Source organism: Pseudomonas sp. KK18 (assembly GCF_037094675.1).
Taxonomy (GTDB): domain Bacteria; phylum Pseudomonadota; class Gammaproteobacteria; order Pseudomonadales; family Pseudomonadaceae; genus Aquipseudomonas.
Map to the genome: position 1 here is coordinate 6,168,431 of NZ_CP146605.1, position 13,981 is coordinate 6,182,411.

Sequence of the window (13,981 nt, forward strand, 5' to 3'; positions counted from 1 at the left end):
ACCGCGCTCTAGGCAAAGCCCCCGATATCAGGCATATAATTTGCTTATGTTTGGCGCTCACGCGCCCTGTCGTGGATGGCGCATTGCGCCGGCGAATAAGGTGTTAAGCCCCTGCCATGAAACCATCGCTAGTCCTGAGAATGGGCCAGCAGCTGACGATGACACCGCAGCTGCAACAGGCCATCCGCCTGCTCCAATTGTCGACCCTGGACCTGCAACAGGAAATCCAGGAGGCCCTGGAGTCCAATCCGATGCTCGAACGCCAGGAAGAAGGCGACGACTTCGATAATGCAGACCCGCTGGCCGACAACATCGAGCAAAAGCCCAACCCCGACGTACAGGAACCCTCCTACCAGGAAACCGCCCCCACGGTGGATAACCTTGAGGAAGGCGAATGGAACGAACGCATTCCCAACGAACTTCCCGTGGATACCGCCTGGGAAGACGTCTACCAGACCAGCGCCAGCAGCCTGCCCAGCAACGATGACGACGAGTGGGACTTCACCACCCGCACATCAGCCGGCGAGAGCCTGCAAAGCCATTTGCTCTGGCAGCTGAACCTGGCACCGATGTCCGATACCGATCGCCTGATCGCCGTGACCCTGATCGATTGCATCAACAACCAGGGCTACCTGGACGAGACCCTTGAAGAGATCCTCGAGGCGTTCGACCCGGAACTGGACATCGAACTGGACGAAATCGAAGCCGTCCTGCACCGCATCCAGCAATTCGAGCCGGCCGGCATCGGCGCCCGCAACCTCAGCGAGTGCCTGCTGCTGCAACTGCGCCAATTGCCGGCCAAGACGCCTTGGCTGAGCGAAGCGCAGCGCCTGGTCACCGACTACATCGACCTGCTGGGCAGCCGCGACTACAGCCAGCTGATGCGCCGCATGAAGCTCAAGGAAGATGACCTGCGCCAGATCATCGAGCTGGTGCAGAGCCTCAACCCGCGCCCGGGCTCGCAGATCGAGTCCAGCGAAGCCGAATATGTCGTGCCCGACGTGATTGTGCGCAAGGACAACGAACGCTGGCTGGTGGAGCTGAACCAGGAATCGGTGCCGCGCCTGCGGGTCAATCCGCAATACGCAGGTTTTGTGCGCCGCGCCGACACCAGCGCCGATAACACCTTCATGCGTAACCAACTGCAGGAAGCCCGCTGGTTCATCAAGAGCCTGCAGAGCCGCAACGAAACCCTGATGAAAGTCGCCACCCAGATCGTCGAGCACCAGCGCGGCTTCCTGGAATACGGCGATGAAGCAATGAAGCCGCTGGTACTGCACGACATCGCCGAGGCGGTGGGCATGCACGAATCAACGATTTCCCGGGTGACCACGCAAAAATTCATGCATACCCCACGGGGTATATATGAGCTGAAATACTTTTTCTCCAGCCACGTCAGCACCTCCGAAGGCGGTGAATGCTCGTCCACGGCGATCCGCGCGATCATCAAAAAACTGGTTGCCGCGGAAAATCAGAAAAAGCCGTTGAGTGACAGCAAGATCGCTGGTTTACTGGAGGCACAAGGCATTCAGGTCGCCCGTCGAACCGTCGCCAAGTACCGCGAGTCCCTAGGGATCGCGCCTTCCAGCGAGCGTAAGCGTTTGATGTGACGGGCGGGCCATAGCGTTCCAGTGGCGGGTATTCCTACCCGCCGCTTTATGCACTGGCAACGAAGGAGAAGCTGTATGCAAGTCAACATCAGTGGACACCATGTAGAAGTCACCCCTCCATTGCGCGAATACGTCGAGCTGAAGCTGAAGAAGCTTGAGGGCCATTTCGACAAGATCACCAACGTTCAGGTCATCATGAAGGTCGACAAGCTTCAGCAGAAAATCGAAGCGACACTTCAGATACCCGGTGGCGAAGTGGTCGCCAATGCCGAACATGAAGACATGTATGCATCAATCGACTTGCTCACAGACAAGCTTGACCGCCAACTTAAAAAGCATAAGGAAAAGCAGCAGAGCCTTCTTCAAGGCACTGGCCGCTAACACTCCCCACCCATGATCCGACTTGAAACCATCCTGACCCCCGGCCGTTCCCTCGTGAACGTGCCGGGCGGCAGTAAAAAGCGCGCCCTCGAACAAATTGCCAACCTGATCGGCCGCGAAGTGCCCGAACTGGATACGCAAGCTGTGTACGAGGCCCTGATCGCCCGTGAAAAGCTCGGCTCCACCGGCTTTGGCAACGGCATCGCCATTCCTCACTGCCGCCTGCAAGGCTGTGAGTCTCCAGTCAGCGCCCTGCTGCACCTGGACGCCCCTATCGATTTCGACGCCATCGACGGCGCGCCGGTCGACCTGCTGTTCGTGCTGCTGGTCCCGCAAGCTGCCACCGATGCGCACCTGGAACTGCTTCGGCAGATCGCCAGCATGCTCGACCGCAAGGACGTACGCGACAAACTGCGTAGTGCCTCAAGCAATGAGGCGCTCTACCAGGTTGTCCTGGATGAACAAAACGGGCATTAATCATGCGTTTGATCATCGTCAGCGGCCGTTCCGGCTCAGGTAAAAGCACGGCCCTCAATGTTCTTGAGGACAACGGCTTCTATTGCATCGACAACCTGCCCGCCGGCCTGCTACCGGAACTGGCGGAACGCGCGTTGATTCATACCGAGCTGGCGCAACCGCTGGTCGCCGTGTCGATCGACGCCCGCAACCTGCCCAGCCACCTCACACGCTTTCCTGAACTGCTCGAAGAAGTGCGGGCCAAGCATATCCATTGCGATGTGCTGTACCTGGACGCCGACGAAGAGACCCTGCTCAAGCGCTTCTCCGAAACCCGTCGCCGCCACCCGTTGAGCAGCCCTCATCGCTCCCTGGCCGAAGCCATCGAGGACGAGACCAAACTGCTGGGGCCGATCATTGACCTGGCCGACCTCAAGATCAACACCACCAGCCTGAACCTGTATCAACTGCGGGATGCGATCAAGCTGCGTCTGCTGAACCAGCCGGAGCCAGGCACGGCGTTCCTTGTCGAGTCGTTCGGTTTCAAGCGCGGCATGCCGGTGGATGCCGACCTGGTGTTCGATGTGCGCTGCCTGCCCAACCCGTACTGGAAGCCGGAACTGCGCGATCAGTCGGGGCTGGACCAACCTGTGGCCGAGTACCTGGCGGCGCAACCGGATGTCGAGGAAATGTACCAGGACATCTCCAGCTACCTGCTCAAATGGCTGCCGCGTTTTGCGGCCAGCAATCGGGCTTATGTCACCATCGCCATTGGCTGCACCGGCGGCCACCACCGATCCGTCTACCTGACCGAACGCCTGGGCAAGGTGCTGCAACAAACCCTCAAGAACGTCCAGGTTCGCCACCGCGACCTCAGCTGAAAGGAACACCCCCGCGATGCCCGCTCTGGAAATTGAAATCATCAACAAGCTGGGCCTGCACGCCCGGGCCTCGGCCAAGTTCGTCGGCGTCGCCGGGCAGTTCCCTTGCCAGATCCGCGCCGGGCGCACCCCGGAATCCATGGTCGACGGCAAAAGCATCATGGCCATGATGATGCTGGCTGCGGGCAAGGGCACGAAGATTCATTTGAAGACCGAAGGCGAGCAAGAGCAGGAAGCGATGGATGCCCTGGTAGCGTTGATCAATAATTTCTTTGATGAGGGCGAGTAGGTAATCACCCCTCCCCTGCGTCAGTTGGACAGCAGTTTGCCGTTGAACAGAATCTTCAACGTCTTGACCGTCAGTACGGCCAGGGCGATCGTCAGGAAAGCCAGGATCAGATAGGCAATCACCTCCAGGATCACGCCTCCTTTGGCATCGGCATATTTCAACGCAGCGTTGCTCAATGCCGCAATCGGAAAGCTGATTGCCCACCAGGCAGGAGAAAAAGGCGCGGCCTGACGGAATACTTTGAATGCCAGCACCCCAAACAGGAACAGGCCAAAGTAGAAGAGCACGCTGGCAAAATAGTCGACGCTGCCAAAGAAGTTGGTGTAAGCCAGAAAGCCGACTTCAAAGGGGGCGATAAGTATCATCAGCGAAGGTGTCATACCTTTGGCCATCACCGGCTCGTGAACCAGACGTGAAAAAATTCGCGTGAAGAACACCAGCGCAATCACACTCCCTACCGCCATCGCGAACAGATTGAACTCGTATGCCCACGCCATGGGCATGTGGGCACCTGTCACCGCGATGTCGAGCGCCGCCACCCCCGGGATCAGCCAGGCAGGCACCGCATATTGCGACTCCTGATTACCGGACAACAGTCGCGAGAGCACAATTGCCGCCAGGATCATGGTCAGCAGGCTACCCAACATCCAAAGCCCCTGGCTGATCAGGGTGCTAGCTGAACCTACGACTGCCGACAGCAGCAGCAACGCGATCGTCACCGTGCCAAAGAAATTTCCTGATATCGGGTGATTGAACTCGGCTTTGACCGCCGCAGGGTATTTAACCCATTTGGTGAGATACCCCGCCACCAGTGCGATAAACACCAGAATGGCAAACCCACCAATGACCGCTCCGATCATTTGCGCGTAAGCCACATATTCACTGGCGGACTGCCAGGCCAGGCTCAGGCCGGCCAACCCCATCACGGCGCCAAACAAATTGATGGGAAGGTTCTTGATGGACCCCGACCGCTCGCTCGATTCGACAGCGAAGGGGGGAAGTGGCGCGTTACAGATGCTCATGCGGGTCTCCGGTTGACGATAAAGCACGTGACGGACAGTGTCGCCTACCTCCCCTCTGTCCTATAGTGTCGTTTAACGACGATTTCAGCCATTTCCACTACGGAGACCGACACCATGCGAATTGCCCTCCTGGCATTTCCCCGCGTGCAAATGCTGGATGTCGTCGGCCCTGCCGATGTGTTCGCTGAAGCGGCCAGGCAATTGGGTAATTCCCGTGCATACCGGATCTCGGTCATCGGTACCGTCGCCGGGCAGATCAAGGGAACCAATGGGCTTCGCCTGGCCACGGATGACTCCATCGAGACGTTCAAGGGGGCTATCGATACGCTGCTGATCGCTGGAAGCCCCAGCGTGAATGACGTGGCACACGACGCCCACCTGCGGGACTGGGTACGCTACCAGGCCACGCGCGTGCGGCGGATAGGCTCGGTTTGCAGTGGCGCTTTTGTGCTGGGGGCTGCTGGTTTGCTGGTCGGGCGACGCGTCACCACGCACTGGAATTCCAGTGCATTGCTGGCCAGGCAATACCCCGATGCCGTGGTCGAACCGGACAGCATTTTTATCCGCGACGGTAACCTGTACACCTCCGCCGGTGTGACGGCCGGTATGGATCTGGCGCTCGCGTTAGTCGAGGAGGACCACGGCCGTGATTTGGCGCTCAGTGTGGCCAGGGAAATGGTGATGTACTTCAAACGGCCGGGCGGCCAGTCACAGTTCAGCGCCCAACTGGCGGCACAGACCGCAGAGCGCACGAACATTCGCCAGATACAGACCTATATCGTCGACAACCTGGCCGCAGACCTGAGCGTGGCATTGCTGGCCCAGCGCGCTGACATGAGCGAACGCAACTTTGCCCGGGTATTCAAGGCCGAGGGTGGATTCACCCCTGCCGAGTTCGTGGAGCTGGCACGTATCGACCAGGCACGGCGGCTGATCGAAGGCTCGAATGTCTCGCTCAAACGCCTGGCCGATCAGGTCGGCTATGCCAATGTTGATGGGTTCCGGCGCGCCTTCGTTCGCCGCCTGGGCGTTACCCCCAGCGACTACCGCAAGCGCTTCTTGTAGAAGCGCGACAGCCTCAGCCCAACGCCGTATCCATCACCATCATCAAGCAAAACCCGATACACAGCCCCAGGCTGGCGAGCTTGTCATGGCCATTGCGCCGCGACTCGGGAATGACTTCGTGAGTCACCACCAGCAGCATTGCCCCGGCCGCCAGCGCCAGCCCCAGCGGCAACAGCACCTGAGCCAGGCTCACCAGCCAGGCACACAGCACCGCAAACACCGGCTCCACCAGCCCTGACGCCGCGCCGATCAGGAACGCCTTGACCCGCGACATCCCTGCCCCGGCCAGCACCAACGCAATCACCAGTCCCTCCGGCACATCCTGCAAGGCAATACCCATGGCGAGGCTGTCGGCATCCGGCATGCCGCCGCCTGCCGAGACACCCACGGCCATGCCTTCGGGAATGTTGTGGGCAATGATGGCGAACACAAACAGCCAGATACGCGGCGGTATCACCGGATGATCCGGACTGCCCACCAGCATTTCCGGGCTCGCGCCGGAGACCTTGCGATCCACCAGATACAGCCCGAACGCGCCCAGCATGATGCCGAAACTGATCAATCCACTGGCAGCCCATGGCGTCAGCCCCAGGCTTTGGGCAGCCGCAATACCCGGCACGATCAGCGAAAACGCCGTAGCGGCCAACATCACCCCGGCACCGAAGCCGAGCAGCGTGTCGCTCACCGCCAATGGCATCCGGCGGATCACCAGTACCGGCACGGCACCCAGGGCGGTGCCGAGCGCGCAGATGGCCCCGCCCTGCAAGGCACGCAGGATGCGCGGTTCCAGGTCAAGCCAGGCCAGCCCTTGGGCCACCAGCAATGCAGTTCCTGCCAATAGCAGCAGCGAGCCAAACGCATAACGAAACATTCGCACGCTGCTGATCGCCAGTGTTTCAGTGCCCATAGTCGGCCTTAGATCTTGTTATAGAGGAGTTTCAGCCCAGCGCAGCCTGGTAGCGGCCGGCAACTTCCGGCCAGTTGATGACGCTGTAGAACGCATTGATGTATTCCGGACGACGGTTCTGGTACAGCAGGTAATAAGCGTGTTCCCAGACGTCCAGGCCGAGGATTGGCGTATTGCCGTTCATCAACGGGCTGTCCTGGTTGCCGCTGCTTTCCACCACCAGGGTCTTTTGCGGCGTCACGCTCAACCACGCCCAGCCGCTGCCGAAACGGGTCAAGGCAGCTTTGGTGAAGGCCTCCTTGAAGGCGTCGAAACCGCCCAACTGCTCGTCGATGGCGTCACCCAGCGCGCCGTCTGGCTTGCCGCCGCCCTTGGGCGACATGACAGCCCAGAACAACGAGTGGTTGGCGTGGCCGCCGCCCTGGTTGATCACCGCCGCCCGGAGTTTTTCCGGCAGTTGCTGGACGCTGGACACCAGTTTCTCCACCGGCCAAGCGGCAAACTCGGTGCCTTCGACGGCTGCGTTGAGGTTGTTGATGTAGGTCTGGTGGTGCTTGGTGTAGTGGATCTCCATGGTTTGCGCGTCGATATGCGGTTCAAGGGCATCGTAGGCGTAAGGCAAGGCCGGCAAGGTGTAGGACATATCAATGAGCTCCATAAAAAGGGCTGTTGCGGGTCGACGCATCCGATGGCGCCACGTTGCTGCCCAGCAGGCGGTGGGTACGTGGGTACTCACCGTGATCGCTGATGAAATTCAGCAGTTCGACGTAGGTCTTGCTGCTCTGGCGCAGGGCCGCTTCCCGCAATAGCGGGTTAAGACGGGTGTCTTGCATGGTCTGCAACAGGCGCTGGTGAATGGCGCAGAGGTATTCCGCGCTTTCTTCCGGCTGGTTCAGGCGCAAGTGCAGGTCGGCCAGGTTGTGATGGGAAATGACGCAAGCCGCCACCGCTTCGTCGGCATCCGCCCAGCGCTCAAACAACACTTGAGCCAGGGCCAGGGCTTGCAGGTAGGCCTCGCGGGCATCTACCAGCTCGCCCGCCATAAAGCAGCGATTGGCCCGTTCGATCGTGCGTTTCCAGTGCTCCATGGTGAGCCTCCAAAGCAGGGTCGGTGATTACACGCCGCCAGCCGTGAGCTTTTCCGGATCCAGCAGGATTTCCAGTTGGCTGCGGGGCAAGTCGGTATGTTCGAGCGCCACATCAATCACCGGACGGCCTTGTTGATAGGCCTTCTTGGCGATTTCGGCGGCCTTTTGGTAACCGATGATCGGGTTGAGTGCGGTCACCAGGATCGGATTGCGCGACAGCGCTTCCTTGAGCTTGGCTTCGTTGACCTTGAAGCTGGCGATGGCCTTGTCGGCCAGCAGGCGGCTGGAGTTGGCCAGCAACTCCAGGCTGCCGAGCAGGTTCTGGGCAATGATCGGCAGCATCACGTTGAGTTCGAAGTTGCCGGACTGGCCGGCGATGGTAATCACCGTGTCGTTGCCGATGACTTGTGCGGCAACCATGGCGGTGGCTTCCGGGATCACCGGGTTGACCTTGCCGGGCATGATCGAAGAGCCCGGCTGCAGGCCTTCCAGCTCGATTTCACCAAGGCCCGCCAATGGGCCGGAGTTCATCCAGCGCAGGTCGTTGGCGATTTTCATCAGGGACACGGCGGTGGTCTTGAGCTGCCCGGAGACCGCGACGGCCGTGTCCTGGGAGCCGATCAGCGCGAACAGGTTCTTGCCTGGGGTGAACTGGACGTGGGTCAGGCTGCTCAGTTGCTGGCTGAAGCGCGCTGCAAACTCCGGATGCGCATTGATCCCGGTGCCGACTGCAGTGCCACCCTGGGCCAGCGCCTGCAAGCTCGGCAGCAGGTCTTGCAGATGGCCGATATTGGCCTTGAGCTGCTGCGCCCAGCCATTGAGCACCTGGCTCATGCGCACCGGCATGGCGTCCATCAGATGCGTCCGACCGGTCTTGACGAAACGGTGCACCTCCTCGGCCTTGTGCTCGATCACCTGGACCAGGTGCAGCAGCGCCGGCAGGGTTTGCTCATGCAGCACCAGCGCCGCGCTGACGTGAATGGTGGTCGGGATGATGTCGTTGCTGCTCTGGCCGCAGTTGACGTGATCGTTAGGGTTGACCGGCTCGCCCAGCAAGCGGCTGGCGAGGGTCGCAATCACTTCGTTGGCGTTCATGTTGGAGCTGGTGCCGGAACCGGTCTGGAAGATATCCACCGGAAAATGCTGCATGAAATCGCCTTCCAGCAAGCCTTGGGCGGCATCAACGATGGCCTTGCCCTGGGCTTCGCTCAGTTGTTTCAGCTCGACGTTGGCTTTAGCGGCGGCAGCCTTGGCCAGGATCAACGCACGAATGAACTGCGCCGGCATGCGCTGGTGGCTGATGGGAAAGTTGTTCACCGCACGCTGGGTTTGCGCGCCATACAAGGCTTCGGCGGGCACTTGCAGTTCGCCCATGCTGTCGCGTTCGATACGGGTGTTACTCATCGGAAGATCCTTGCACCAGGTCGGAGTGAGAAATCGATGGCAGCAATTCGCAGGTCGCCAATTGCCAGGCAAAGGTCTGCCAGCGCTTGAGGCGGCAGGCACAGTGGGAAAGTTTTTCCAGGTCGCGCAACGGGCGCCAGGCCTGGTCCAGGCACATGGACCGCCAGTGCCAGGGCAAGGCGATGTCGGAGGCGGTGTCCAGCAGCAGGCGGAATGAGGTTTCGCCGATGGTCCACGGGTGGGTCGCAGTGCAACAGGCGAGGTACCGGCCTTCGGCCAGATAATGTTCGATCAGGCGGGGCTCGTCGGGAGCAAGGCCGCAACGAATCTGACGACTCATCCAACGCCAGCTTTCCAGGTAGGGATCCTCATGCAGGACAGAACTCATGATCCACACTCATTCGGTAATGATATTTATTATTAAATGATATTGAGAATCAAAACAAGAGCCTGAGGGAGTCACTCGGAATTCCAGGCACAAAAAAAGGCGCGCCACCCAATGGGTGGCGCGCCTTCTTTATGGCGCCTGTCGGCGGATTAGCTGCCGGCGACGGTCATCTTTTCGATCAACACCGAACCGGTGCGGATGTTGCTGCGCAGTTCCAGGTCATTACCCACCGCGACAATCTGCTTGAACATGTCACGCATGTTGCCCGCGATGGTCACTTCCTGCACGGCGAACTGGATTTCGCCGTTTTCCACCCAGAAACCCGCCGCACCACGGGAGTAATCACCCGTGACCATATTCAGGCCATGGCCCATCAACTCGGTGACCAGCAAGCCACGGCCCATGCGCCGCAACAGCGCCGCCTGGTCTTCATCGCCATGGGTGATGAACAGGTTGTGTACGCCACCGGAGTTGGCGGTGCTTGGCAGGCCGAGTTTGCGACCGGCGTAGGTGCCCAGCACATAGGACACCAGCTCACCGTTCTCGACGAACGGCTTGGCATAGGTGGCCAGGCCATCACCGTCAAACGACGAACTGCCCATGGCGCGCATCAGGTGCGGGCGCTCATCGATGGTCAGCCATTCCGGGAACAGCTTCTGGCCAATCGCACCTTCCAGGAACGACGACTTGCGGTACAGGTTGCCACCGGAAATCGCCCCAAGGAAACTGCCGAACAAACCACCGGCCAGTTCCGCCGAGAACAACACCGGCACTTCACAGGTCGGCACCGGGCGGGCGCCCAGGCGGCTGGCAGCACGCTGCGCGGCACGCTGGCCGATGAGTACCGGGTCCATCAGCAATTCGCCCTGGCGGTTCACGTCGTACCAGTAATCACGCTGCATCTGGCCGTTGGCTTCGGCGATCATCACGCAGCTCAGGCTGTGACGCGTCGAGGCATAACCGCCGATAAAACCGTGGCTGTTGCCGTATACGCGGCAACCCTGATGAGTACTCAAGGTGGTGCCATCGGCGTTCTTGATCCGGCTGTCGGCATCGAATGCCGCCGCTTCACAGGTCAAAGCCTGTTCAATAGCCTGTTCCGGGGTGATGTCCCAGGCATGGAACAGGTCAAAATCCTTCAAGTCCCGAGCCATCAGGGCTGCATCAGCCAGGCCGGAGCTTTCATCTTCGGAGGTGTGCTTGGCAATCGCCAGTGCTGCTGCAACGGTTTCGCGAATCGCTTCCGGGCCGCTGGCAGAAGTGCTGGCCGAGCCCTTGCGCTGGCCCACGTACAAGGTGATGCCAAACCCCTGGTCGCGGTTGAATTCGACGGTTTCCACTTCCCGCTGGCGCACCGAAGTCGACAACCCCTGCTCCAGGGACACCGCCACTTCACAGGCACTGGCCCCCTGGCGCTTGGCCTCGGCAATGATCTGCTCGACTTGTTCCTGCAGTGCCGGTAACGCTTGCGGACCGACGCTTTGGGCTGCACTCATGGTTTTCTCCACTCAAATTCTGCTTTCGGTTAAGGCCTTCTAGCGACCGGGCCGGACAAGCGGCCCCCGACTGGTTATCATGGCGGCGTTTCTTTGCGGACTGCCACCATGGTTGATTCTTACGACGACTCCCTCGATGGGGAGAAAAGCAAATCTCAGGTCAAACGCGAGCTGCATGCTCTGGTTGACCTCGGCGAGCGCCTTACAACACTCAAGCCTGACTTGTGTGCAAAACTGCCATTGACCGACGCCCTGCGCCGGGCTCTGAACGATGCGCCCAAGCACACCGCGAATATCGCGCGTAAACGGCACCTCATGTTCATCGGCAAACTGATGCGCGACCAGGACACTGACGCCATTCTGACGTTGCTCGATCAACTCGATGCCTCCACTCGCCAGTACAACGAGCGCTTCCATAACCTGGAACGCTGGCGTGATCGCCTGATCGCTGGCGATGACGCGGTACTGGAGAAGTTCGTCATCGAGTACCCGGATGCCGATCGCCAACAATTGCGCTCCCTGATCCGTCAGGCCCAGCACGAACTGGCGCAAAGCAAGCCACCGGCCTCCAGCCGAAAAATCTTCAAATACATCCGTGAGCTGGACGATAGTCAACGCGGCCTGCGCTGACCCTCTTCCCCGGGTGGCGGCCTTCGCCACCCGAAGCTCCCGTTCTTACGACCCCGTGCCACCCACGGTGATCGCATCGATTTTCAAGGTTGGCTGGCCGACACCCACCGGCACCGACTGACCATCCTTGCCGCACGTCCCCACACCGCTGTCCAGCGACAGGTCGTTACCGACCATCGACACCTTGCTCATGGCTTCCGGGCCGTTGCCAATCAACGTTGCACCCTTGACCGGCGCGGTGATCTTGCCGTCTTCGATCAAATACGCCTCGCTGGTGGAGAACACGAACTTGCCGCTGGTGATGTCCACCTGCCCACCACCGAGGTTGGCGCAGTAGATGCCGCGTTTCACCGAGGCGATGATTTCGGCCGGATCGCTTTCGCCGCCGAGCATGTAGGTGTTGGTCATGCGCGGCATCGGCAGGTGCGCGTAGGACTCGCGACGACCGTTACCGGTGCGGGCCACGCCCATCAGGCGTGCGTTGAGCTTGTCTTGCATGTAGCCCTTGAGCACACCGTTTTCGATCAGCGTGGTGCACTCGGTCGGGGTGCCTTCGTCATCGACGCTCAACGAACCGCGACGCCCGGCCAGGGTACCGTCATCGACGATGGTGCAGAGCTTGGACGCAACCATCTCGCCCATGCGCCCGCTGTAGGCGGAACTGCCCTTGCGGTTGAAATCACCTTCCAGGCCGTGGCCCACCGCTTCATGCAGCAGCACGCCGGACCAGCCAGAGCCCAATACCACCGGCAACGTACCCGCCGGGGCCGGAATTGCTTCCAGATTGACCAGGGCCTGGCGCAACGCTTCACGGGCATACCCCATGGCGCGGTCTTCGGTGAGGAAATAACGGTAGTCGGTACGCCCGCCGCCGCCGTGGCCACCGCGCTCGCGACGGCCATTCTGTTCGACGATCACGCTGACATTGAAGCGCACCAGCGGCCGCACATCCGCCGCCAGGCCGCCATCGGTGGAGGCCACGAGGATGCGTTCCCACACCCCGGCCATGCTTACGGTGACTTGCTGGATACGCGGATCCAGGGCGCGGGTCGCCGCGTCCACACGCTTGAGCAGCTCGACCTTTTCGGCGCGGCTGATCACTTCCAATGGGTTATCCGGGGCATACAGCTGGGCCACGTCCTGGGTGCTGAACGCCTGCACCGTGCCGTTTTGCCCGGCACGGGAGATCGAACGCGCTGCACGAGCCGCCAGCCCCAGGGCTTCCAGGGTGATGGCGTTGCTGTAGGCAAAGCCGGTTTTTTCACCGGACTGCGCACGCACACCCACGCCTTGGTCGAGATTGAAGCTGCCTTCCTTGACGATCCCGTCTTCCAGGGCCCAGGACTCGGAAATCTGCCCCTGGAAATACAGGTCGGCCGCGTCGATGCCTGGCCCGGCCAGATCGCCGAGGACCGTTTGCAAGCTTTCGATGGTCACGCCACCAGGCGCCAGGAGGTGTTCACTGACTGAGGACAACAACTCGCTCATAGGTTTGGCCTTAAATTCATCGTTCTGAAGCAGGTCGCTGTGCGCCCTGCGAGAAAAAGCGCCGGTGGCCCGCCACCGGCATGCGCGTCCGTATCGACGCCTGTTCGCTGCTATCGCGTTCGGCCAACAACACCGCCTCGCCTTGATCCTGTTGTGCCAGCACGCGCCCCCATGGGTCGATGATCGCTGCATGCCCGAAGGTTTCCCTGGGCCCCGGATGCACGCCACCCTGGGCGGCCGCCAGCAGGTAGCACTGGGTCTCGATGGCACGCGCACGGATCAGCACATCCCAGTGCGCGGCGCCGGTTACCGCTGTAAAGGCCGAGGGCGCGGTGATCAACTCGGCACCCGCAGCGCGCAATTCGCTGTATAGCTCCGGGAAGCGCAAGTCGTAACACACCGTCAGCCCCAGGCGGCCGACCGGCGTATCCGCCACGACCACCTGGCTACCATGAGCATAGTCATCGGATTCACGATAACGACCCCGGGCATCGGCCACATCGACATCGAACAGGTGCAGCTTGTCGTAGCGGGCAACGATTTCGCCCTGATCATCGATCAGCAGCGAGCAGGCATTGGACTTGGCGTTCGGCTGATCCTTTGGGGGCAGCGGCAAAGTGCCGGCCACTATCCATAAGGTGAGGTCGCGGGCGGTCTGTTTCAACCATGGCAGGATCGGACCTTCGCCCAAGGCCTCGGCGCGACCGATATCGGCCACATCGCGACGGCCCATGGCGGCGAAGTTTTCCGGGAGTACCGCAAGCCTTGCACCGCCCGCCGCCGCTTGCTCCAGCAGGCGCCGGGCCTGAGCCAGGTTGGCCAGCACATCGCTTTGGCTGACCATTTGAATTACCGCAAAGGACATGGGCCCACACT

General features: G+C 60.8%; 16 protein-coding genes. 7 read left to right on the plus strand and 9 right to left on the minus strand.

The window, feature by feature from the left end; translation table 11 throughout:
- Window positions 1-116 precede the first annotated feature (116 nt).
- From V6607_RS27990 to V6607_RS28010, 5 genes are all read left to right on the plus strand, one after another.
- Window positions 117-1,610: an RNA polymerase factor sigma-54 gene (locus tag V6607_RS27990; protein WP_003216117.1), complete on the plus strand. Its 1,494-nt coding sequence runs from the start codon at window positions 117-119 to the stop codon at window positions 1,608-1,610.
- A gap of 75 nt (window positions 1,611-1,685) precedes the next feature.
- On the plus strand, window positions 1,686-1,991 hold the full coding sequence (gene raiA, locus V6607_RS27995; RefSeq protein WP_003216115.1) for a ribosome-associated translation inhibitor RaiA: 306 nt from the start codon (window positions 1,686-1,688) through the stop codon (window positions 1,989-1,991).
- A gap of 12 nt (window positions 1,992-2,003) precedes the next feature.
- On the plus strand, window positions 2,004-2,468 hold the full coding sequence (gene ptsN, locus V6607_RS28000; RefSeq protein ID WP_003216114.1) for a PTS IIA-like nitrogen regulatory protein PtsN: 465 nt from the start codon (window positions 2,004-2,006) through the stop codon (window positions 2,466-2,468).
- Window positions 2,469-2,470: 2 nt separating this feature from the next.
- A complete protein-coding gene (rapZ, locus tag V6607_RS28005; RefSeq protein WP_003216111.1) occupies window positions 2,471-3,328 on the plus strand; it encodes an RNase adapter RapZ in 858 nt (285 codons plus the stop codon).
- Window positions 3,329-3,344: 16 nt separating this feature from the next.
- A complete protein-coding gene (locus V6607_RS28010) occupies window positions 3,345-3,617 on the plus strand; it encodes an HPr family phosphocarrier protein (protein ID WP_003216108.1) in 273 nt (90 codons plus the stop codon).
- 20 nt (window positions 3,618-3,637) lie between these two features.
- Here V6607_RS28010 and V6607_RS28015 read toward each other — a convergent pair whose 3' ends face one another.
- Window positions 3,638-4,639 (minus strand): SLAC1 anion channel family protein, encoded by a 1,002-nt coding sequence (locus V6607_RS28015; RefSeq protein WP_087692864.1) that lies wholly within the window; start codon window positions 4,637-4,639, stop codon window positions 3,638-3,640.
- Between the two features lie 114 nt (window positions 4,640-4,753).
- Between V6607_RS28015 and V6607_RS28020 the strand changes: the two genes are divergently transcribed.
- On the plus strand, window positions 4,754-5,704 hold the full coding sequence (locus V6607_RS28020; protein ID WP_087692865.1) for a DJ-1/PfpI family protein: 951 nt from the start codon (window positions 4,754-4,756) through the stop codon (window positions 5,702-5,704).
- Between the two features lie 13 nt (window positions 5,705-5,717).
- Here V6607_RS28020 and V6607_RS28025 read toward each other — a convergent pair whose 3' ends face one another.
- The 6 genes from V6607_RS28025 to pmbA form a co-directional block, all read right to left on the minus strand.
- A complete protein-coding gene (locus V6607_RS28025; protein WP_134327315.1) occupies window positions 5,718-6,611 on the minus strand; it encodes a ZIP family metal transporter in 894 nt (297 codons plus the stop codon).
- A gap of 31 nt (window positions 6,612-6,642) precedes the next feature.
- Window positions 6,643-7,254 carry a superoxide dismutase gene (locus V6607_RS28030; RefSeq protein ID WP_008434313.1) on the minus strand — a complete coding sequence of 204 codons (612 nt, stop codon included), beginning with the start codon at window positions 7,252-7,254 and terminating at the stop codon, window positions 6,643-6,645.
- 1 nt (window position 7,255) lies between these two features.
- Complete coding sequence (locus tag V6607_RS28035; protein WP_003216099.1) at window positions 7,256-7,699, minus strand: hypothetical protein; 444 nt, start codon at window positions 7,697-7,699, stop codon at window positions 7,256-7,258.
- Window positions 7,700-7,726: 27 nt separating this feature from the next.
- Window positions 7,727-9,103 (minus strand): class II fumarate hydratase, encoded by a 1,377-nt coding sequence (locus tag V6607_RS28040; protein WP_008434316.1) that lies wholly within the window; start codon window positions 9,101-9,103, stop codon window positions 7,727-7,729.
- Window positions 9,096-9,491, minus strand: a complete 396-nt coding sequence (locus V6607_RS28045; protein WP_008434319.1) for a hypothetical protein — start codon at window positions 9,489-9,491, stop codon at window positions 9,096-9,098. The genes V6607_RS28040 and V6607_RS28045 overlap by 8 nt, the downstream gene beginning before the upstream one ends.
- A 149-nt stretch (window positions 9,492-9,640) precedes the next feature.
- Window positions 9,641-10,987 (minus strand): metalloprotease PmbA, encoded by a 1,347-nt coding sequence (gene pmbA, locus V6607_RS28050; RefSeq protein ID WP_003216094.1) that lies wholly within the window; start codon window positions 10,985-10,987, stop codon window positions 9,641-9,643.
- A gap of 108 nt (window positions 10,988-11,095) precedes the next feature.
- Between pmbA and yjgA the strand changes: the two genes are divergently transcribed.
- Window positions 11,096-11,617 carry a ribosome biogenesis factor YjgA gene (gene yjgA, locus V6607_RS28055; RefSeq protein ID WP_003216092.1) on the plus strand — a complete coding sequence of 174 codons (522 nt, stop codon included), beginning with the start codon at window positions 11,096-11,098 and terminating at the stop codon, window positions 11,615-11,617.
- A gap of 45 nt (window positions 11,618-11,662) precedes the next feature.
- Here the strand turns inward: yjgA and tldD are convergent, their stop codons facing one another.
- Both tldD and V6607_RS28065 read right to left on the minus strand, forming a co-directional pair.
- On the minus strand, window positions 11,663-13,105 hold the full coding sequence (gene tldD / locus V6607_RS28060; protein WP_010170608.1) for a metalloprotease TldD: 1,443 nt from the start codon (window positions 13,103-13,105) through the stop codon (window positions 11,663-11,665).
- 16 nt (window positions 13,106-13,121) lie between these two features.
- On the minus strand, window positions 13,122-13,970 hold the full coding sequence (locus V6607_RS28065; RefSeq protein ID WP_008437218.1) for a carbon-nitrogen hydrolase family protein: 849 nt from the start codon (window positions 13,968-13,970) through the stop codon (window positions 13,122-13,124).
- Window positions 13,971-13,981: the final 11 nt, after the last annotated feature.

Bases quoted from the DNA above. Each gene is read 5' to 3' on its own strand.
- V6607_RS27990 (WP_003216117.1), top strand. From the start codon at position 117: ATGAAACCATCGCTAGTCCTGAGAATGGGCCAGCAGCTGACGATGACA.
- raiA (WP_003216115.1), top strand. From the start codon at position 1,686: ATGCAAGTCAACATCAGTGGACACCATGTAGAAGTCACCCCTCCATTG.
- ptsN (WP_003216114.1), top strand. From the start codon at position 2,004: ATGATCCGACTTGAAACCATCCTGACCCCCGGCCGTTCCCTCGTGAAC.
- rapZ (WP_003216111.1), top strand. From the start codon at position 2,471: ATGCGTTTGATCATCGTCAGCGGCCGTTCCGGCTCAGGTAAAAGCACG.
- V6607_RS28010 (WP_003216108.1), top strand. From the start codon at position 3,345: ATGCCCGCTCTGGAAATTGAAATCATCAACAAGCTGGGCCTGCACGCC.
- V6607_RS28015 (WP_087692864.1), bottom strand. From the start codon at position 4,639: ATGAGCATCTGTAACGCGCCACTTCCCCCCTTCGCTGTCGAATCGAGC.
- V6607_RS28020 (WP_087692865.1), top strand. From the start codon at position 4,754: ATGCGAATTGCCCTCCTGGCATTTCCCCGCGTGCAAATGCTGGATGTC.
- V6607_RS28025 (WP_134327315.1), bottom strand. From the start codon at position 6,611: ATGGGCACTGAAACACTGGCGATCAGCAGCGTGCGAATGTTTCGTTAT.
- V6607_RS28030 (WP_008434313.1), bottom strand. From the start codon at position 7,254: ATGTCCTACACCTTGCCGGCCTTGCCTTACGCCTACGATGCCCTTGAA.
- V6607_RS28035 (WP_003216099.1), bottom strand. From the start codon at position 7,699: ATGGAGCACTGGAAACGCACGATCGAACGGGCCAATCGCTGCTTTATG.
- V6607_RS28040 (WP_008434316.1), bottom strand. From the start codon at position 9,103: ATGAGTAACACCCGTATCGAACGCGACAGCATGGGCGAACTGCAAGTG.
- V6607_RS28045 (WP_008434319.1), bottom strand. From the start codon at position 9,491: ATGAGTTCTGTCCTGCATGAGGATCCCTACCTGGAAAGCTGGCGTTGG.
- pmbA (WP_003216094.1), bottom strand. From the start codon at position 10,987: ATGAGTGCAGCCCAAAGCGTCGGTCCGCAAGCGTTACCGGCACTGCAG.
- yjgA (WP_003216092.1), top strand. From the start codon at position 11,096: ATGGTTGATTCTTACGACGACTCCCTCGATGGGGAGAAAAGCAAATCT.
- tldD (WP_010170608.1), bottom strand. From the start codon at position 13,105: ATGAGCGAGTTGTTGTCCTCAGTCAGTGAACACCTCCTGGCGCCTGGT.
- V6607_RS28065 (WP_008437218.1), bottom strand. From the start codon at position 13,970: ATGTCCTTTGCGGTAATTCAAATGGTCAGCCAAAGCGATGTGCTGGCC.